12 protein-coding genes are annotated in these 19714 nt (G+C 34.4%); 10 read left to right on the forward strand and 2 right to left on the reverse strand.

Going from position 1 to position 19714, the window contains the following annotated elements; all coding sequences use genetic code 11:
- Window positions 1-416 precede the first annotated feature (416 nt).
- From BW935_RS15380 to BW935_RS15400, 5 genes are all read left to right on the forward strand, one after another.
- On the forward strand, window positions 417-3245 hold the full coding sequence (locus BW935_RS15380) for a TonB-dependent receptor (RefSeq protein ID WP_076502678.1): 2829 nt from the start codon (window positions 417-419) through the stop codon (window positions 3243-3245).
- Between the two features lie 5 nt (window positions 3246-3250).
- Window positions 3251-4852 (forward strand): hypothetical protein, encoded by a 1602-nt coding sequence (locus BW935_RS15385; RefSeq protein ID WP_076502679.1) that lies wholly within the window; start codon window positions 3251-3253, stop codon window positions 4850-4852.
- A gap of 53 nt (window positions 4853-4905) precedes the next feature.
- Window positions 4906-6432 carry a hypothetical protein gene (locus BW935_RS15390; RefSeq protein WP_084565966.1) on the forward strand — a complete coding sequence of 509 codons (1527 nt, stop codon included), beginning with the start codon at window positions 4906-4908 and terminating at the stop codon, window positions 6430-6432.
- A gap of 127 nt (window positions 6433-6559) precedes the next feature.
- Entirely contained in the window at window positions 6560-7813 is a 1254-nt protein-coding gene (locus BW935_RS15395) for a purple acid phosphatase family protein (protein ID WP_175606680.1), read from the forward strand.
- A gap of 167 nt (window positions 7814-7980) precedes the next feature.
- On the forward strand, window positions 7981-9852 hold the full coding sequence (locus tag BW935_RS15400; RefSeq protein WP_175606681.1) for an alpha-galactosidase: 1872 nt from the start codon (window positions 7981-7983) through the stop codon (window positions 9850-9852).
- A 50-nt stretch (window positions 9853-9902) separates the two neighbouring features.
- On the opposite strand, the gene BW935_RS15405 is transcribed toward BW935_RS15400, so the two are convergent.
- Entirely contained in the window at window positions 9903-12545 is a 2643-nt protein-coding gene (locus BW935_RS15405) for a glycoside hydrolase family 2 (RefSeq protein ID WP_076502683.1), read from the reverse strand.
- Window positions 12546-12722: 177 nt separating this feature from the next.
- Between BW935_RS15405 and BW935_RS15410 the strand changes: the two genes are divergently transcribed.
- Together BW935_RS15410 and BW935_RS18790 are read left to right on the forward strand one after the other, a co-directional pair.
- A complete protein-coding gene (locus tag BW935_RS15410) occupies window positions 12723-16778 on the forward strand; it encodes a hybrid sensor histidine kinase/response regulator transcription factor (RefSeq protein WP_076502684.1) in 4056 nt (1351 codons plus the stop codon).
- Between the two features lie 275 nt (window positions 16779-17053).
- Window positions 17054-17176 (forward strand): hypothetical protein, encoded by a 123-nt coding sequence (locus tag BW935_RS18790; protein ID WP_262484372.1) that lies wholly within the window; start codon window positions 17054-17056, stop codon window positions 17174-17176.
- A 357-nt stretch (window positions 17177-17533) separates the two neighbouring features.
- Here the strand turns inward: BW935_RS18790 and BW935_RS15425 are convergent, their stop codons facing one another.
- Entirely contained in the window at window positions 17534-17791 is a 258-nt protein-coding gene (locus BW935_RS15425) for a helix-turn-helix domain-containing protein (protein ID WP_084565968.1), read from the reverse strand.
- A 246-nt stretch (window positions 17792-18037) separates the two neighbouring features.
- On the opposite strand from BW935_RS15425, the gene BW935_RS15430 reads away from it, so the two are divergent.
- From BW935_RS15430 to BW935_RS15440, 3 genes are all read left to right on the forward strand, one after another.
- Entirely contained in the window at window positions 18038-18688 is a 651-nt protein-coding gene (locus tag BW935_RS15430; protein WP_076502685.1) for a hypothetical protein, read from the forward strand.
- A gap of 178 nt (window positions 18689-18866) precedes the next feature.
- Entirely contained in the window at window positions 18867-19088 is a 222-nt protein-coding gene (locus tag BW935_RS15435) for a hypothetical protein (protein ID WP_076502686.1), read from the forward strand.
- Between the two features lie 238 nt (window positions 19089-19326).
- Window positions 19327-19674: a plasmid mobilization protein gene (locus tag BW935_RS15440; RefSeq protein WP_076502687.1), complete on the forward strand. Its 348-nt coding sequence runs from the start codon at window positions 19327-19329 to the stop codon at window positions 19672-19674.
- The last annotated feature ends 40 nt before the right edge of the window (window positions 19675-19714 follow it).

Genomic DNA, 19714 nt, shown 5'->3' on the forward strand with positions numbered 1-19714 from the left:
ATAGAAGTGAAAAAGGTTATTAGGCGTACTTTTACCTAGCTATAAGTTTTTGCGTCTGAATCTGTTCAATGATTGATGTTGCTATTTTTATCATTGGGGGTGTAATTCCTTTTGATGAAGTTAATGCAGTATTTAGATTTTTAATTAGAAAAAAAACATTGATTGCCCAATGAAAAAAACGCTTCCATTTACTATTTCAGGCTATTGTAACATTTTTACCTAGTATTTGAAACAATCTCACAAGAATAAGGAGTAAAGTATTTTCCAACTTTGATGCAGTAAATAAATCAATAGAAGTTGAAGTTTAAGAAAATTTCAAAATCAAAAAAGCTCAAGATCTACCAGGTGAGAGAAGTTGTTTTCGGACTTCTCTTTCTGGTATTCTTGTTGATGCTAACAATTATTTTCTAAAGTCCATGAAGCCCAAAATTCTACCTTTTCTCTTTTGCCTTTTCTTATATGGAGGAATTGCTGCACAAAACTTTACTATCAAAGGTAAAGTAGTAGACAGTGAAACAAATGAGCCTCTTTTTGGTGCAAGTATCATTTTTGAAGGAGGGTTTTCAGGCGTTGCTACTTCTTTGTCAGGTGATTTTACTATGGTAACTAGTGCCGGTGGAGAACAGGTTCTACTAATTAGCTACTTAGGTTATGAAACCAAAAGGCTAACAATAAATATTGAAAATCAAGAAAACAATATAGGAACAATAAAATTGGGAGCAGATGCGCAAAATCTTGATGTTTTTGAAGTAAGGGCTAGTTTAGAGGGACAGCAGAGAGCATTTAATCAACAAAGAACAGCAGATAATATCAAAAATGTGATTTCAGCAGACCTAATAGGTAGGTTCCCTGATTTAAATGTGGCAGAAGCCATGCAAAGAGTGCCTGGTGTAAATATTCAACGGGATAAAGGAGAGGGGTCAACAGTCAGTATAAGAGGAACACCACAACATTTTACAGCCATTCAAATTAATGGAGAACAAATTCCTTCAGTCCAACAAGATGGTTCTAGAAATGAGGCGCTCGATTTGATTCCTGCCGATCAGCTTTCAAGTATGGAAATTACCAAAGCACCTACATCGGATATGGATGGAGATGCTATAGGTGGGGTGATCAATTTAAGAACTCCAGTTGCAAGAAAGTTAGATTTGGCTGTAAGGGCAGAGTCGGCACTTGGCTACAATGATCTCTCTGGAGGATTAAATGGGATAGGTAAAATCAGATTAGACAAACGATTTTTCTCTTCTAATAAAGTTCCTGAAGGTAAACTAGGTGTAATTTTGGGAGCAAGTTATTATAGTACAAATAATTCTGAGGATAGAATTGATGCAACATGGCAAGGAATTCCAAGACCTGTAGGGAACATGGAAGAGCCTCAAATAGTGATGTCAAATTATCAGTTTAGAAGTACTATCAATGAAAGAGAAAGGATAGGTGCTACAGCAACTTTTGATTATAAATTCAACTCAAACCATGAAGTTGTATTCAACTACATGTACAACAGGAGAGAGGATAATGATTTGCGAAATAGATTACGCTTTGATATGGATAGAAGTGGTTCTACATTTCAAAGGCTAGATTCGATAACAAATGGTAGAATAAGACGAGATATCAATATTTTTGATGAACTAAAAACAAACCAAAGTTTTAATTTACAAGGGTTCCATACCTTAGGCTTATGGAAAATTGATTGGTCTGCCTATTATACGATTTCCAATAGAACTTTTAGCTCTGATAGAGGGGATTTCGCCCAAGATAATGTGGGGATTGTAACAGATAATCTAAGTGGTATTTATGCAGATGTGCCACAATTTAGATCTGCTAGCAATGAACAAAGTTTTTATGACCCTTTTTTTTACAGTGATTTTAGAAGGTATGAAGAGGATTTCGAAACTACTGATGCGACAAATTTAGTGACAAGGGTAGATTTAATTAGAAATTTTACTTTTGGATCGGGAAATCAAGGGTATTTTAAATTCGGTGGCAAAATCAGGTCTCAGACTAATTCAAAGTTCAGAGACAATAGAGTGCTTAGATTTAATGATCCAAATGGACTAATTAATACCACTGAGGCATTTTTAAGGGTACTGAGTGGCAGTCAACCCATTAGCTTCATGAATGATAGTTATAGATTTGGGCCTTTGATTGGTCGTAATAATTTTCAGTCGTATATCAATGCTAATAGGCTATTTCTGACCGAGGGTGATGATGCTTGGGATTCTAGAAGATTGTCTTTGAGTGATACTTATGATGCTTTTGAAGATATCTACGCAGGTTATGCAATGACTAGACTTCAATTAAATAATTGGATGTTTTTGGCGGGATTGAGATATGAATTTAATCAAGTTGTATACGACGCTTTTGAAGTTTTTAGGGTAGGTACTGATGTACAAGGTACACCGCTAAGGGGAGGAACAGATTATGGATTTCTATTACCAAATCTTCATGTCAAGTATAATTTAGATAAATTTCGTGCATTGAGATTTTCTGCTGTTGTTAATTATGCTAGACCAAATTTTGTAGATATAGTCCCTTTTGTCAATTATGATGCTGATGCCATCACTTTAAGGCTAGGAAATCCAGACCTACAACCTGCAAGAGCTATTAATTTTGATTTGATGTACGAGCATTATTTTGCAAATGTTGGAATATTCTCTGTTGGAGCATTCTTTAAAGATATAGATCAATTCCAATTCTCTAGAATAGATCCTTCTTTATTAGAAGACTTCCCTGGTTATCCAGGGACTCAAGGCTTTATTTTTAGGCAGGAACAAAATGGAGAAAATGCAAAAGTTGGTGGAATAGAAGTGAATTTTGTTAGAGCTTTAGACTTTTTGCCTGGCGTGCTCAGCAATCTTAACATAGATGCCAATTATACATATGCTTATTCTGATGCCTTTACTCAGGATCGTAGAAATATTTCCTTGCCAGGACAAGCTCAACATACTTTCAATACGGCCTTATCTGGAGATTTTGGAAAGTTTACAGGTAGGATAATGGCAAATTATAATGGTGATTTTGTAAGCTCTTTGGCATCTCAAAGACAGGATGATATTATTCAAGAACAAAGACTTCAACTTGATGCAAGTGCGAATTATAATTTAAATAGTCGTTGGAGACTATTTGGAGAATGGGTGAATATCACAAATTCTCCAAGTATTAGATATCAGGGCGATCGAAGTAGAATTTCGAGAATTGCATATTTCGGTTGGTGGACCAGAGTAGGAGTAGGATTTAGATTTTAAATAAGATGAAAAAGTTAATTAATATATTCATTCTATTAATAGGCCTAACTTGTTTATTCTCTTGTGAAAGAGAAGAGCCATTCGAATTACCAGCTCCTTCACTTGTTTTGAGAACACCTACAGCAACTCAAATAATACAAGAACCTGGAAATGATATTTATTTGGAATTTAATGTCCAAGCCTCTAGTGGTCTCAATAACTTCTTGGTTTTAAGAGATGGAGAAATTATAGATGAAGTAAATTATACTTCTGAAATCTCTTCAATTTATGTTTTTGACTACACTGTGCCTCAAAACCAAGAAATTGGATCAACTAATGAATTTGAGTTTATAGTAACCGATAGACAAGAAAGATCTGCAAGATTTGATTTGTCTGTATTGATCAGAGCTACTTTTTCTGAGGTCCAGGAATTAATTAATGGTGTAGATGTTACAGTTATCAAAGGTAAACTCAATAACGATTACAAGTTTGAAAAGGAAAGGACTTATTTGATCGATAGTATATTGTCTGTTGAGAACGGTTCAACTTTAACTATTGATGCTGGTTCAACTGTCTACTTTAGAACTTATAGTAATCCGAATGAATTTTCTCAGTTAGCCATTTTTAGAGATTCTAGGATCATTGCAGAAGGTACTAAAGATGAACCGATCGTATTTACTAGTGATAAAGTTTTGCTCAATCAAACACCTGAACCAGACGATTGGGGAGGGATTTATTTATTGGGCAACGCACCGAGTAATGCGGGTGGCACAGTTATAGTCGATGGCTATCGATATGGAGGTAATCGGCCTAATGATAATTCAGGTGTTTTAAAGTATGTAAGAGTTGAATTTGCTGGTAAATTAGGCTTTCATGGTGTTCATTTTTTTGGTGTCGGTTCGCAGACTATAGTACAAAACCTTCAAGTGTTTAGGAATGAAAATATAGCTGTACGAGTCCGTGGCGGTCGTGTCAGCTTCAAATATCTTGCAGGAATTGGTCACGGAGGTTATGGAATTTGGTGTGATGAAGGTTGGCAAGGTAATGGACAATTTTGGGTGTTTCAAACTGATAGACAAGCAACTTTAGTACCTGTTAATTTTTGGAATATTGCAAGATCACTTGAAATGAGAAATAATGATGGTTTTTTTGAAACACAGCCAAGAACCACATTTCGAATTTCAAATGTCACATTGATTGGAAATGGATTTCAAGATGGTGTATCAAATGGAACTAGGAGGGGAGTTAGGATTAGAACTGGAGCAAGAGGCATTTTACAAAATTTGATAGTGACAGAATTCCCAGATGATGGGGTTAGAATTGAAGATTTACCACTAGCTGATTTGGGTCAAAATATGATCCTTGGAAACACCTTTTCTTTCAGTAATAGAAGAAATTTTGAGCAAGATGCTCCAGTCTTTGCTCAGGATCCTTCATTTAATGTGACTGAAAATGAAGTGGAAGGGATTTCACTTAGCAATTTTGTTGGAATAGAACCTACAAGTTTCAATCCTACAGGTTTAGGTAGCTTCTTTGATGCAGCTCCTTTTGCAGGCGCAGTCTCCCCAGAAAATGATTGGACTGCCGATGGTGAATGGTTCAAAAATCTAGATGGATCAATCAGATAATAATATTATAAACCAAAAATGATAATGCTATGAAACATTTTAAACTGCAGTTAATGACCAAACTTGTAATGGTCTTTGTGATGCTTTCATTCGTCTTTACTTCTTGTAGTGATGATGAAGAGCCTCAACTACCAACACCTACAATATCCATTGAAGGAGGAAATTCAATTGAGGTAAGAAGAGGTCAAACGATCAACGTGACGTTGAATTTGAATACGGATGGGAACAATAGAGAACTAGTAGTTTACAGGGATGGAGGTGTATTAGAGGTAGTACCCTTGCAAGCAACAGCAACTACTTTCACTTACTCCAACCAATCAATTCCTAATACAGCGACGGAAGGTGAAGAGTTTGAATTTGAATTTGCCGTTTTTAATACTCAAGGAACAGGATCTGAAAGAGTTGGCTTGACAGTAGTGACTCTTGCTTATAATACGATAACAGTAGGTGGAGAAACACTTTTTGAAGTAGATATTCCATCTGATGGAATATTTGAGGAGGATGTTAGATTCGTATCTGGGAGAAATTATTATGTAGGGGCAACTATGAGTTTTTCTGCAGGTACAACTCTTACAGTTCAAGAAGGTGTAAATGTTTACATCGCTAGTCCAAATGGGACTTTAACTGATATAGTTATCAACGATGGAGCATCAGCAGAAATCATAGGGACTGCACAAAATCCAGTAGTTTTTACTTCAGCTAATACGTTAACAGATACCGAAGATTCTGGTGATTGGGGTGTTTTTAATATTAGAGGCAGTGGAGGTACCTCTGATAGCGGTACCTACCAATTTATCAGGTTTGAATATGGAAATGCAAGGAATTTCAGATTACAGAATGTAGGTAGTGGTACAACAATTGATCATATCCAAGTATTTAGAGCTGCCGGAGAGGGAATTATGCCAACTGATGGAACAGTAAATATGAGTTATTTGGTAACTACCGATTGTGAAGGTGGAGGATTTAGAATTGGAGATGCTTATGCAGGTAATATGCAGTTTGGTATTGCAATGATTAGCAGAACTTGGGGGGATAATTCAGAAATTGATATTAGAGAAACATCCTCACCTGTCTTAGCTAATTTCACAGTTATTGGCCCAGGATCCGATGCTTCTAACACATCAGGTATAAGGTTGAGAGCGAATAGCAGCGGGAAAGTCTATAATTCCATTATCGCAGACTTCCCAAGAAGAGGACTAAGATTAAACGATAATGTGAACATAACAGACCTTGAAGGTGAGACAGTATTTGCATATAGCTTTATTTTCAATGTACCAACAGACCCTTATAGAGATGATACTTCTAATGGTAACCCTTTTAGAGGTTTTGTTGATGGGGATGGAGTTTTTCAAAACCCATTCTTTAATAATGTCACTGGCTTAGAAGGGGGTCAACCTATTTTGACTTCAATTGCTGGGATTGGAACAAATAGTTTTATACCTACATCAGCTCAAACTTCTCAATTTAACCCAAGCAGCATATCTGGATTTTCTTCTGCTGCATTTGTTGGAGCAGTTCAGAATAGCTCAAATGATTGGACTTCTGGGTGGGTTAAAAACCCTGATGGGTCTATTAGATAATTCAATACTAATAACAATGGCAAGCCACACTTTTTTATAGTGTTGCTTGCCTTTTTGTGTTTAAAATTAACCTATTTCACTTATTGTCTTTTAATAAAATATGCGAGTATCATTGATTGTTTTTTTCATGATTAATCTATGCTTTGCTTACGGACAAAGTATTGAAAAAAACACACCTCCAGAGAATTTATTGATACCTTACAAGGCAGGTGTAGTGCCAGATAGAATAATTTTGTCTTTAGGAAGCAATACAGAAAGTGAAAGATTAATCAATTGGCGTACTGATACAACTGCTAAAGAACAATATATCGAGATTTCTGAACAGGATGGATCAGTTGACTTTTATAAAAAAAAGTTAAATTTTAAAGCTGAATCCAAACTTTTTGTAAACCTACAAAACGATAGTGCCTATTATCATCAAATCAAATTGCATGATTTAGAAAAAGGAAAAAAATATAGTTATAGAGTAGGATATGAAGGTTTTTGGTCGCCTTGGTTTGATTTTGAAGTTGAATCACAAAATGGAGACTTTCAATTTATTTATCTTGGAGATGCACAAAATGACCTACTACCTTTATGGTCTAGAGTTATTCATAATGCATATAAACAAGCGTCGAATTCGACGATGATACTGCATGTTGGAGATTTGATTAATCATTCTCAAAATGATTATGAATGGGCAGAATGGTTTCATGCAGCCAGTCCGATAATCCAAAAAATACCACAAGTTATAGTCCCAGGAAACCATGAATATATTAAAGATGATGATGGGAATAAGCTAGGCTTGAGCCCATTTTGGGATGCACATTTTAATTTTCCTAAAAATGGTCCTTCCGAACTTCGTAATCAAGCTTACTATTTTGATTACGGAAACTGTAAATTCATTTTTCTAAATTCTAATGAAAAACTGGAAATTCAAGCCTCTTGGTTAGAAAAGATACTTGAGAATAATGAAAAAAATTGGACAATAATCATGTTTCACCATCCTGTAGTTTCAGGGGCGAGTGGAAGGATAAATGAAGGAGTTTTGAAAAACTGGAAACCTATTTTAGATCGATATCAAGTAGATCTTGTTTTGCAAGGACATGACCATGTATATGGAAGAGGGAATGAAGTCATTTCTGGATTGGATCAATGGAATGAATATACAGGAACAGTATATGTAGTATCTGTTGCAGGTAGAAAAATGTATCCATTGGGTAATCATCCTTGGATGCAAAAGAAAGCAGAAAACTTACAAACTTATCAAATAGTTACAGTCCAAAAAGAATCAATTCTCTTTGATACATACAAGACGAATGGAGATTTATTTGACAGCTTTGAGATCAAGAAGCTTACTAATGGCGATAAGCAACTCATAGAAAGACTTCCACAGCAATGAAACTTAGATCATTTTGTATAATCATTCTATTATTTCTTTATTATTCTAATGTTGTTGCTCAAAATAGCATTAAACCTCAGGTAATCATAAATGGAGATACCATTAAGCTTTTCAATAGTTATTCTTCTCATACTTATTTATGGGATGGTAGTCTTCAACTTATAGAGATGAGTTTGCTCGATAAAAACATTATCCATCAAATCCAACATCCTCGACCTGATTTTTTGATCAGTGAATTAAACCCAGATTTTAAAAAAATAAGTACAGAATTTTCGTATAAAAAGAATTTTGAAATTGAAAATGAATTTCTTCTTGTGGAATTGACAGCTACGTATGGAGATATGCTTTTGAAATATCATTTAAAAATGTTTGTCAATTCGGGTGCAGTTCAGCATCAAATCTTTTTAAAGGGAAATACAAGAAATCATATTTGGGAAAGAGAGGCTTCTGAAGGAAGTCCAATGATAGAAAATATATCAATAGGTACTGAATCGCTATCTAGAATTGGGATTCTGCCGGGACTCGGTCTACATGCCTCATATGAAGTTGTCAATTTTAAAGAAGCTACAGATTATCATGATCAACCGGTTAGGAAATCTTTTATCAAACCGTTTAGGCAGCCACAACGAGAGCAAGGGAATATGCTAATCGTAAGATCTGATGATCAACCTTATTCTATGTGGTTACTGAAAGAATCACCAATAAATTGGTCACAAAATAATTACCCTGGGTTTGATTTTACAATTTTTGATTGGGGGGCAGGGGTAAGTGGCTTCGGAATAACCCCAAAAGAGTTACAGTCAGATTCTTGGACTCCGGTGTATGCATACACTAGAAATATTACTCTTAGAGATCAATTTGAAGAGCAAAAGGATTGGTTGAACTATCAAATGCAAATCAGAAGGTACGTAAAAGAAAGAGATGCCATGCTTTTAGCAAATACATGGGGTGATAGAAGTAAGGATGGAAGAATGAATGAGTCATTTATTTTAAAAGAAATTGATTATGCTTCAAAAATTGGAATGACCCATCTACAACTTGATGATGGATGGCAGCAAGGATTATCTAAAAACTCTGCTTCAAAGTCTGGACTAAAATGGGACGATTGGAGTGTAGAAGATTGGCAGCCACATCGAGAAAGATTCCCTAATGGGTTTTCAAAAATCATAGAAGAGGCTAAATTAAAAGACGTGAAATTATGTCTTTGGTTTAACCCAAGTAAATCAGAAAATTATAAAAATTGGGAAAGTGATGCAGACATATTAGTTGATTATTACAATCAATATGGTATTACAGTATTCAAAATTGATGGTTTAGAGCTAGGTAATAAGCAATCAGAAAATAACGTGAGAAATTTTTTTGACAAGGTAATGCAAGCTACTGATGGTCAAGTCACATTTAATTTAGACGTGACAGCAGGTAAAAGAATAGGATACCATTTCATGCAAGAATATGGTAATATTTTTCTCGAAAATAGGTATACTGATTGGGGGAATTATTTTCCTTATAGAACATTAAGAAATCTTTGGCTGCTTGCTGCTTATGTTCCAAGTAGTAAGCTTCAAATTGAATGGTTGAATGTGTTTAGAAATCAAAATAGATATCAGAAAACTGATATCCACTCACCCAATAATGTAGGGGTTGAATATGCCTATGTAAGTACGTGGGCAGCTCAACCATTAGCTTGGATGGAATTGTCCTCTCTCAACTATGGTGTCAAAGAAGTTTCAAGGCTTACTGAACAATATAGGAAGATTTCAGAAAATTGGCATCAAAATGTGGTTTTACCCATTGGTTTAGAGCCTTCGGGATTTGCTTGGTCAGGTTTTTGGATTCAAACTCCTCAAGAAAGTCAAGATTATTTACTTGTATATAAGGAAGCTTCAGAAAGTGATGCATTTACCTATATTCTACCAAGAAAGTATGCAAAGGCTACCGCACTAAATGTCAATAGTGATCAGATAAAAATTTCTGGGGATCAATTGTCAGTTTCAATGAATGGAAAGTATCAGTTTGCAATTATCGAATTAATAAAATGAAATCCCTTGACACTTGTGTTATAATTGTCAAGGGATTTTACTAGTTGTATTTATTGTTTTTGAATACTTAAAGCACTAAGTATAGGCTTTCCTTTTTTTGACACAAAACTAATTTCAAGACCTTTGCCATCTTTCAATTGCACTTTAACTTTTTCTTTAAATGGGTAATTATACCCGTATTCTTTTAGTAAGTCCAAATTTTTAAAAATGACTTTATCATTGATTACAATATCAAAAATCCGCTGACCTCCAGGATGTTCTGGAGATTCTACCCCATCTACAAATTTCCTTGATTTTGGGAAGGGTTCTACCATCCACAACTCAATTATATAATCTCCATCGGGAAGGTCTGCTTTAAAGCCATCAATGCCTTCTTGCATAGTTTGATAAAGTGGAACAAAATCATCAGTAGTTAATATATCTTCTTTGGTGCCAATTTTATTGGCAATATAAAGGGGTGCTCCTCCAATGTGACCCCAGCTATTTTTTTCATATGGTTTACTTTGGATATAGGTCACTTTTCCCTTAGCATCAAAAAAACTATGGTTGCTTCCTAAGTTGATAAAAAGCCTGTCAAGGTTAGTTTTCGATAAATCTATCGGGACAGGTAAAAAATCAATTTCTATGTAATCCAATATTTCTTCCCCAGCTTTGTTTTTAGCGGTGAAACTATTTATTCCTTTTTTAAATTCAACCTCCCAAGTAGCTTGATTATCCTTTGGCTTTAAAGTCCCCAATGATTTGCCTTGATGGTATAGTTCCACTTCATTTAAATTGGAATAAACTTGTATAGGTAAAATAGATGTATTACCATCTTCTGACAGAACAGATCGGTTTTTCCAATTTGTTTCTGCTATTTTTAGGATTGGATTATTCGAGAGATAGGCTTGAAATAAATAGTATACATCTTTTGGAACCCGCTCACTTGTCATGATTCCTTTATTATTCAGATGTGGATTAGAATCTATTCTTCTTTCGGAGCTAAAGTCAATCAAGTTCCACACTGTAGCTCCTGAAATGTATTGCCTTGTATAGATCTGTTTCAAAAAACTTTCTAGAAATCTTTTATGTCCTTCTATTGTAAAGTCAAATTTTTCGGGTTTAAGACTATGTAATCTTGTATCGCTTCCTGCACCATATTCACTTATGAAGTGAATTCGATCTGGATACTTTTCATGTTGCTCGTCCATGAATTTCCCAAAGTCTTCAAATTCATCATAATACCAGCCATGATATAAGTTCCAGCTGACTATCTGAGGAATATTAGCAATTTCAGAACTTTCATAAAGCGGATAGTTGTGTAGCGCCATTGCTGTGTATCTATATGGATCTTCTTCTCTTGCAATTTTTTCTAGCTTTTCTGCTAACTCTACAGAATGAGTTGTCTGTGCGTCTACAATTTCAGGATCTATAAATCGATGAGCCCAATATATTTCATTCATATAACCCCAAATGATTACTGATGGATGATTATAATGCTGACGAATCATTTCTTTTAACATTATTTCTGAATTGAGATCATGTTTTTTTGACTTCGTTACCTCGTTGACTAAAGGAGTTTCTTCCCATACCATCAATCCCAATTCATCTGCGGCTCTTAGTATGGCAGGATCTTGAGGGTAATGCGCTAATCTCACAAAATTGCCTCCCATATCTTTGATCGCTTTCATATCAGACCAATGTAATTCATCACTAAGGGCATTTCCTTGACCTATATAATCTTGATGTCTATTCGCTCCCATCAGTTTGGTTTGTTTACCATTGAGAAAAAAACCTTTTTCGGGGTCGAAATGAAAAAATCTTAAGCCAAATGGAATATTAAGTTGATCTAAGACTACTTCTTTTTGGTAAATTGTTGCCTCCAATTGATATAGAGTGGGGGACTCGGGAGACCAAAGATCTGGTGTATTCAAATGTATGGTTTCCCATGAGATCTCCTTTTTACTTGATTGAAGCTCTAAATCTGTTTCATTTTGATAAATAATTCCTTTTTGAGGATGTTTGATTTTAAAGGATAGCGTAATTTTATTACTTTCTATTTGTCCAAGAGCTGCTTGAATGGCTCCCAATATTTTTATTTCGGCACTTTCAGAAGATACATTAGGCGTATGAATGAATATTCCGTCGCTTCCGTAGTTTTCCATATCAAAATGAACTTTGGCCGTCTCAATCAGCCATACATCTCTATAGATGCCTCCAAAAAACGTAAAGTCAGCTGATAGAGGTGGAATATCAGGATTATGAGTATTGTCTACTTTAACAGCTATCTGATTCTTACCTTCTTTTACATATGCTGTTATATCAAACCTGAAAGCAGAATATCCTCCTGCATGCATCCCAACCAGATGACCATTTATATAAAGGGTTGTTTCTTGATTGGCACCTTCAAAATGGATGAAGTAATTGCTTAAATCTTGATCAGCTGAAATGTTAAGCTCTTTGAAATACCAAGCCTCACCTCGATAGTAACCCCTTTCCCCATCAGGTAAAACGTCTTTGTCATTCCATGTATGAGGAAGGTGAATGATTGGCCACTTTTCCGATTCAAAGTGGATATTTGAAGGATTAAAGTTTCCTTTCTGAAACTTCCAATGAGAGTTTACAGAAATTGTAGATCTACCCTGACCAAATGATGATACATTTGGAATGAACCAAAGCAAACCCAGAAGTACAGCAAAATTAAGTTTCTTCATTATCTATTTTTGAATTTTTTAAAACAGAAGATGAAGCTCAGAATTAAGACTGAATCGAATAGAATTCGATTAAATCTGTATTTTTCAAAATCTAAAAAGCAACATAAAAGTAATATATAATTTCTTTTGATAAAATCTGTTGATGTAATTTTCCACTCAAATTGATAACTTAACTTCATGAAAGTAATTCGCCTATTTGCTATTGCACTTTTTTTTATATTTGGTGCATTTAATGGGACAGCATCAGGTCAACCTAGTGCCAATATCGAAATGAAGTTTGATAGGATAGGGGTACAACAAGGGCTTTCTCAAAGTAGTGTTTTGAGTATATTTCAGGATTCTTTCGGATTTTTATGGATTGGAACTAGAGATGGATTAAATAAATATGATGGATATGCATTTGAAACTTATAGACATCGAGCAAATGATATTACTAGTCTAGGAGGGAACACTATTACTGAAATCCAAGAAGATTCGAAGAGTAATATTTGGGTGATTACAGAAAATGGATTAAGCTTTTTTGATAGAACAAGTGATGGTTTTCTAAATTATGAACTTCCAAAAGATCAATTTGAATTCACGTTATTTAATGCACTTTTAATTGATAAAAAAGATCAAATATGGGTTGGTGGGCGCTACGGCTTATTTCTTTTTGATCCTGAAAAGGAATCTTTTCATAGAGCAGGGAATTCTGCATTTCAACTTTTAGGCATGGTTAGTTCATTGGCCTCAGACGAGATTGGTAATATCTATGTTGGAGCTTCGAGAACGACTTTGCATAAAGTGGATTCTAATTTTAAATTGAGTAAAGTTGAACTTGAAACTCCAAAAGATTTTGAATCTAGAATCGAATCTATTTTAGTTTCTCAAGATTCTTTGTGGCTTGGAACATACGGAGATGGTCTCCTACTTTTTAGCCTAGAAGGAAAACTTCTAAACCAATACAATTCGCAGTCAAATTTGGATAAAAGGATTTCGAATGATAATATCCGCGCTTTGCTTAAAGATTCAGATGGAGCAATTTGGATTGGGACATTTGATGGGCTAAACATCTTATATCCAAATCAGCAATTAATTCAGGTTTTACCTCGTGTTTCAGATCCAAAAAGTCTATCTCATAGTAGTATTCGTTCACTTTTAAAAGATAGAAAGGGCTCAATATGGATAGGGACATATCAAGGAGGCATTAGTCTCTATGATTCCAACCTTCAAAGATTCAATCATCAATATTATAAACCTGGAGTCTCTGGTTCATTGAGTTATGATGTAGTTGGTAGTTTTGCAACTTTGAATTCAGGCGAATTATTGATAGGTACCGAAAGAGGTGGATTAAATTTTTATGATGGATTGACTGATTTACATCAATCTTATAAACCCTCTGGAACCATCAAATCTATTCTAGTTGATCAGGTACAAAATATATGGTTAGGTGTTTTTAGAGAAGGCTTGCAATTGTTCAATAAAGAAACTGGAAATTTTAAAAGTTACCCATCATCTTTTCAGTCTGAATTTCAATTCTTAAAAAATGCAATCATCAATCACATGCTCCTAGATGCAGATAAGGGAATCTGGATAGGTACCGATAGTGGAGGTGGTTTATTTTATTTTGATTTGACTGATAGATTATTCAAAAACTCACTTGGTATGGAAGAGTTACAGCGGTTTTTGAGAAATTACCCTGTCAAATTTATCTCAGTTCTGGACAATAGTAAGATTTTGCTTTCAACCAAAGGAAAGGGGCTGGTTATTTTTGATCATAAGAATGGAATATTTGAAAATATAGAGCGTATTGAAATTGAGGGAGTTAATATACAAATGGATGAAATCAACCATGCTTACTTAGATCATGAAGGTAAAGTTTGGCTAGCTTCAAACGGAGAAGGAATTATCAAATATGATCCAAACTCGCAGAAATTCTCAAGGTATCACACAGGTAACGGACTTTCCAGTGATGTAGTCTTTGGAACAGTTGAAGACGATTTTAATAATCTATGGTTTATTTGTTTTAACGGGATTAGTAAGCTTGGCAAAGATCATCTAGAGACCCAATTTAAAAATTACAATTATTCATCTGGCTTTCCATTGACCGAAATGAATGAAGGAGCTTTTCTGAAAATTCAAACTGGTGAATTTCTAATTGGAGGGATTAATGGTTATGTGAGATTTAATCCCATTACTTTAAAAGACAATCAATTTGTTCCTCCTATTACCTTCACAAACCTTTTTGTATCTAACAGAAAAGTAAGCCCTGAAGATGAAACAAAAATCCTGAGTACCAATATTTACCAAACTAAGAAAATAACACTTACATATTTTCAATCAATTTTTTCAATAGATTTTGCTGCCTTGAATTTTATTAGGCCAGAAAATAACCAGTATAAATATCAACTAATAGGCTTTGATCAGGATTGGGTAAATGCTGGAGAAAGAAGGTCTGTAACATATACAAGTTTACCGGATGGAGTTTACACTTTTCAGGTCATAGGCAGTAATAATGATGGAGTATGGAATGATATCCCTGCAAGCCTGGAAATAGTCATATTACCACCACCCTGGAAGACCTGGTGGGCTATATTAATTTATGCACTTTTGATATTATCAGGATTTTGGTTAATCCGAAGGAATGCGGTCAAAAGTATCGAAATGAAAAATAATTTATTATTTGAGCAAATTGAAAAGGAAAAATGGAAAGAGGTTCATGATCTCAAGCTTAAATATTTCATCGATGTTTCTCACGAGTTTAGAACTCCACTTACATTGATTTTGAGCCCTTTGGAAGAAATACTTTCGAGAGGAACTGGTGATTCTTGGTTAAAGAGTAGGCTGAAAATAATGTTTTTTAATGCCAAAAGATTACTTCACTTAATCGATCAAATACTCGAAATTAGAGAAATTGAAACTGGTCATCACCAAGTGAATGACAAACCTATAGTTTTAAAAGCAGTTTTGACTGAAATTATAGATAGTTTCAAAGGCTTAGCAGATAAACAGAAGATCAGGATTTCAGATAATGTCCATGAACTATCGGAGAGACCTATAATATTAGATCAGGATAAAATCGAGAAAATAATCTTTAATTTACTTTCTAATGCATTTAAATTTACACCAGAAGGAGGAGAAATTGAATTGATAGTAAGAGAAAATAATGGTAGCTTCGATATTATAATTCAAGATAACGGTAGAGGGATTAGTGAGGAAGCATTGCCAAAAATATTTGATAGATTTTTTAAAGAAGGTAAAGATCAATATGGTGCTGGAATTGGATTATCACTTACTTATTCTTTGGTAAAAGTCATTGGTGGAGATATAAAGGTTAGAAGTAAGCAAGGCGAAGGAACAGCCTTTACTATAGAAATACCAAGAAAGATCTACGACCAGAAAGAATTGATTCAGGAAAACGTTATTCCTTTCGTTAAACCTATTCCATTAGAATATCAACATACTACATTAGCGGGGAGTTTAGAAGAAAGGCAAAAGCAAAAGCTAACTTTATTAATTGTAGAGGATAGTGTAGAATTAAGAAGATTTTTAAAAGATCAATTTAAATCCGAATATGATGTGATTACTGCAAAAAATGGAAGATCAGGATTCAATAAAGCACTTAAATCTGATCCTGCCGTGATTATCTCTGATGTTATGATGCCTGAAATGGATGGATTTGAACTTTGTAATCAAATTAAAAATAACGAATCATTGAATCATATTCCTGTCATCTTATTGACTGCAAAAAATGCGCAGCATCATAGGATTGAAGGGCTTGAATATGGTGCTGACGATTATATAAGCAAGCCATTTAATGTTCAAGAATTAAAAATTAAAGTTAAAAATCTGATTAATAATAGGGTTTTAATTCAGAAGAAATTTAGAGGAATTACAGAAACTTCAGATCCACATATTCAAGCTAATAGTCAAGATGAGCAATTGATGCAAAAGCTAAGTCAATTGATTGACCAGAATATTGGCCAACCAAATTTAACTGTAGATTTTCTAGGAGACAAAGTAGGCTTGAGTAGGGTTCACCTATTTAGAAAAGTCAAAGCTTTAACAGGCCTTACCCCATCAGATTTAATTAAAGAAAGTAGGATGAAAAGAGCAATGAAAATGTTAGCATCAGGTAAGTATAGGGTTGCTGATGTTGCTTTTGAGGTAGGCTTTCAAGATGTTGCCTATTTTGGTAAAGTCTTTAAAAAGCATTTTGGTCATAGTCCAACAAATATTAAAAAAGATGACTAATTCTAATCAAGAACAAATGGATAGTCAGTAAATGGCAAAAGACAGATTCCTCTGTAAGAATTCCATTACTACCTGAGGTACTCAGTATTTTAGAAAAGTATATAGATCACCCAAAAAGTGTTTCGGATAAATTGCTTTTACCTACTTTAATCAATCAAAAGATGAATACTTACTTAAAAGAAGTAGCAGACCTTTGTGGTATTCATAAGTAGCTGACCTTTCATATTGCCCAATATACATTTGCAACAACAGTAACTATAGGAAACGGAGTACCTATGGAGACTATGTCGAAAATGATTGGCCCTAGCTCACTCAAGCAAACCCAATATTATGCTAAAATACTTGATAAGAAAATAAGTGAAGAAATGATGGTGCTCAAAGCCAAACTAGAAAAATGATAACATCTTTAATAATAGAAGCTTAAGTAAGCTTATAGAAGTTAATCAAAATATAAATTGAACTTCGCTACCAAGTTTTGGGTGAAAGGAAGATCTGTATATAATGACCTTCTTATTAACCAACTCTTTGATGCATTTGTGATAGGTACTTAAAGATTTAATTTGAGAGAGTTTCATCACCCTTCTTCTTGTTATTCTAAAGCAAGGGTTTTCACCACTTTTTATGAATTCGTTGATTAAAGCCATGCAAATTGATAAGTGTGAAGGGTAAAAGGAAGGCTCTGCTATTACTTTCTGAAAAATCAAGAAAATCTCCTTAGGAAGTGGCTGTGGGGTTTTCATATAAATTCTAGTTTTTTATTCTTTGAAAAGCTTTTCTATTTCTGCTTTTCTGTAATAGTAGGTCCCTCCAATTTTCTTTGGGTTCAAAAAGCCATTAATTCGCAAGTTTTGGAGAGAACCAGCAGAAATCTGAAGGATTTTCCTTACTTCCCCACTTTTCAACCAATCTTTAACTTCTTGCTTTTTGGGTGAGAGGAGCTTTTGAAGGTCTTCAAAGATTTTCAACCTTAATTCATCTAAGTCTTTTTTTGTGATCAAATCAACCTGAATCATTTTTGTGCTATTGATATGTTTTTTTGAAATACCAAACTAATAGGATGAATTTTTCAAAGTTCACAACATGGTATATAATGGGGGCAGATGAAATGGATATGAATTATTGTTTTGCATCCAATGAAATTTAAACATTCTTAAATCTCTCAATTTTTTCTTATAAAAGGTTAAAGAAATGACTTGATACAAGAAAACAGGAACTATCAATAATTGAATATCTGCATCTTGAAGAAAAATTGATTCAAGATGCTTAAAGTTTTATGGATTAGCTTTTGGCTTTTCAGTTTGAATAATGAAGTTACATGGAAAGCTAAGGTCATGGACGCTAGTACTGGCTTACCTGTTGAAGGTGTCCATATATTTTATCAAAGAGACCAGGCTATATCTAAAAGTAATGGTGAGTTTTCACTACTACTTGAGGATGATGTGACTATAAAAATTAGTCACATTGCTTACGAGATAGTAGAGTTACGTGTGGATACTGATGATTTACCTCCAGTTATATATTTGGTTCCCAAGGAAACAGATCTGACTTTGATTGAGGTTCGTCCCTTTCCGTCAGAATCAGAGTTTAAGAGGAGAATTCTTTCTTCTCCTGTTGAAAGAAGTCAACTAGAGCAAAGTATTATAAAAAATACTTCTGTGATGAAAGCTGTGTACAAATATATCCCAACTCAGGGTAAAGGAGGCTTTGGTCAATTTTTAGAGAGAGTGATTCCAAATGGATCTGGTGGGGCGATGTTTTATAATAGTTCTGGTGGTGGATTATTACAAGTTTTTAGAGAATTGAAGCAAGATTATCAAATTCCAAAGAATGAATTTTATTATGAAAAAGACTCTGCGAAAGTGGATCAACTCTATAAACCTAAATACCCTTATCTTAAAAAATACTATTGATATGTACCTTAAATTTGAAGATTATTAGCTTTGTTTTTTCCTTACTAGGGTTCGTTCTATTTCATTGCGAATATTTGTATTCGAGACCAATTTTTTTATTTCCCGCTTTGGGTATAAATACTGATCGTTTCATTTTTTTGTTTTCAAATTTTATATCCTAACCAATAAGTAGGATATCATGAAAACATCAAAGCTTTACAAAAATCAGGATGTGGTATTGGAATCTTCTCCGAATCTTGAATTGATTAAATCGTTCTTTCTAGAGCGGGATTCTTCAGTCGAAGAAGCTGAGCTTTTCTTTTTTTATTATGAAGCATTGGGATGGAGGTCAGATATAGGTGCCCCGATTCTTGACTGGAAAGCAGCGGCTAGGCAATGGCTTTGGAACCTTGATAATTGAGATTTTCATAATTGATTTCCTAAATGTTTATACCTGTCCTCGAATTCATTTTAAGGGATTCTATCTCTAAAAATTTAATTCGTCTAAAGAGAGGCCGAAAGGCGATTAACTGTGCCATAGAGCAGTTAGCAAGATGTAGGAATGTCTACGACATTCCATCTTTCCCATCCCATTTGTTCCAAAGTCACGGGATGTTTTACTCGGAACTCGTAAGCTCACAATCATTAAATCATCAATTATGACAACAAACAAAAATACTATAAAGGGCTATCCAAGAAGAATTGAAAGCCGGATTTCAGAAACTAAGTTTCAGGAATTATTAACCCTTTTATCCAAATCTCAAAATCAAACCATGAGCAGTCTGATCAGGGATATTCTTTCAAAGAGGAAAGTCACAATAACTACCTATGATAGGAGTCTAGACTTTGTTCTTGAAGAGCTTTCTCAAATTCACCAGCAAATCAATGCAATAGGTGTCAATGTTAATGCATATAGCGATCAAATTGACCCCCTATCAGCGCTGCAAATTGACCCCCCAGAGTTAAGTAGTTTTTTGGTCAGGAATAGTAGACTTACATCGCGTTAAAGTTATTGTTTTTCTTGATTAATATTTCGTTTTCTTCTTA

The sequence above is a fragment of the Belliella pelovolcani genome, assembly GCF_900156785.1.
GTDB lineage: Bacteria > Bacteroidota > Bacteroidia > Cytophagales > Cyclobacteriaceae > Belliella > Belliella pelovolcani.

Bases quoted from the DNA above. Each gene is read 5' to 3' on its own strand.
- BW935_RS15380 (WP_076502678.1), top strand. From the start codon at position 417: ATGAAGCCCAAAATTCTACCTTTTCTCTTTTGCCTTTTCTTATATGGA.
- BW935_RS15385 (WP_076502679.1), top strand. From the start codon at position 3,251: ATGAAAAAGTTAATTAATATATTCATTCTATTAATAGGCCTAACTTGT.
- BW935_RS15390 (WP_084565966.1), top strand. From the start codon at position 4,906: ATGACCAAACTTGTAATGGTCTTTGTGATGCTTTCATTCGTCTTTACT.
- BW935_RS15395 (WP_175606680.1), top strand. From the start codon at position 6,560: ATGATTAATCTATGCTTTGCTTACGGACAAAGTATTGAAAAAAACACA.
- BW935_RS15400 (WP_175606681.1), top strand. From the start codon at position 7,981: ATGAGTTTGCTCGATAAAAACATTATCCATCAAATCCAACATCCTCGA.
- BW935_RS15405 (WP_076502683.1), bottom strand. From the start codon at position 12,545: ATGAAGAAACTTAATTTTGCTGTACTTCTGGGTTTGCTTTGGTTCATT.
- BW935_RS15410 (WP_076502684.1), top strand. From the start codon at position 12,723: ATGAAAGTAATTCGCCTATTTGCTATTGCACTTTTTTTTATATTTGGT.
- BW935_RS18790 (WP_262484372.1), top strand. From the start codon at position 17,054: ATGGAGACTATGTCGAAAATGATTGGCCCTAGCTCACTCAAGCAAACC.
- BW935_RS15425 (WP_084565968.1), bottom strand. From the start codon at position 17,791: ATGATTCAGGTTGATTTGATCACAAAAAAAGACTTAGATGAATTAAGG.
- BW935_RS15430 (WP_076502685.1), top strand. From the start codon at position 18,038: ATGCTTAAAGTTTTATGGATTAGCTTTTGGCTTTTCAGTTTGAATAAT.
- BW935_RS15435 (WP_076502686.1), top strand. From the start codon at position 18,867: ATGAAAACATCAAAGCTTTACAAAAATCAGGATGTGGTATTGGAATCT.
- BW935_RS15440 (WP_076502687.1), top strand. From the start codon at position 19,327: ATGACAACAAACAAAAATACTATAAAGGGCTATCCAAGAAGAATTGAA.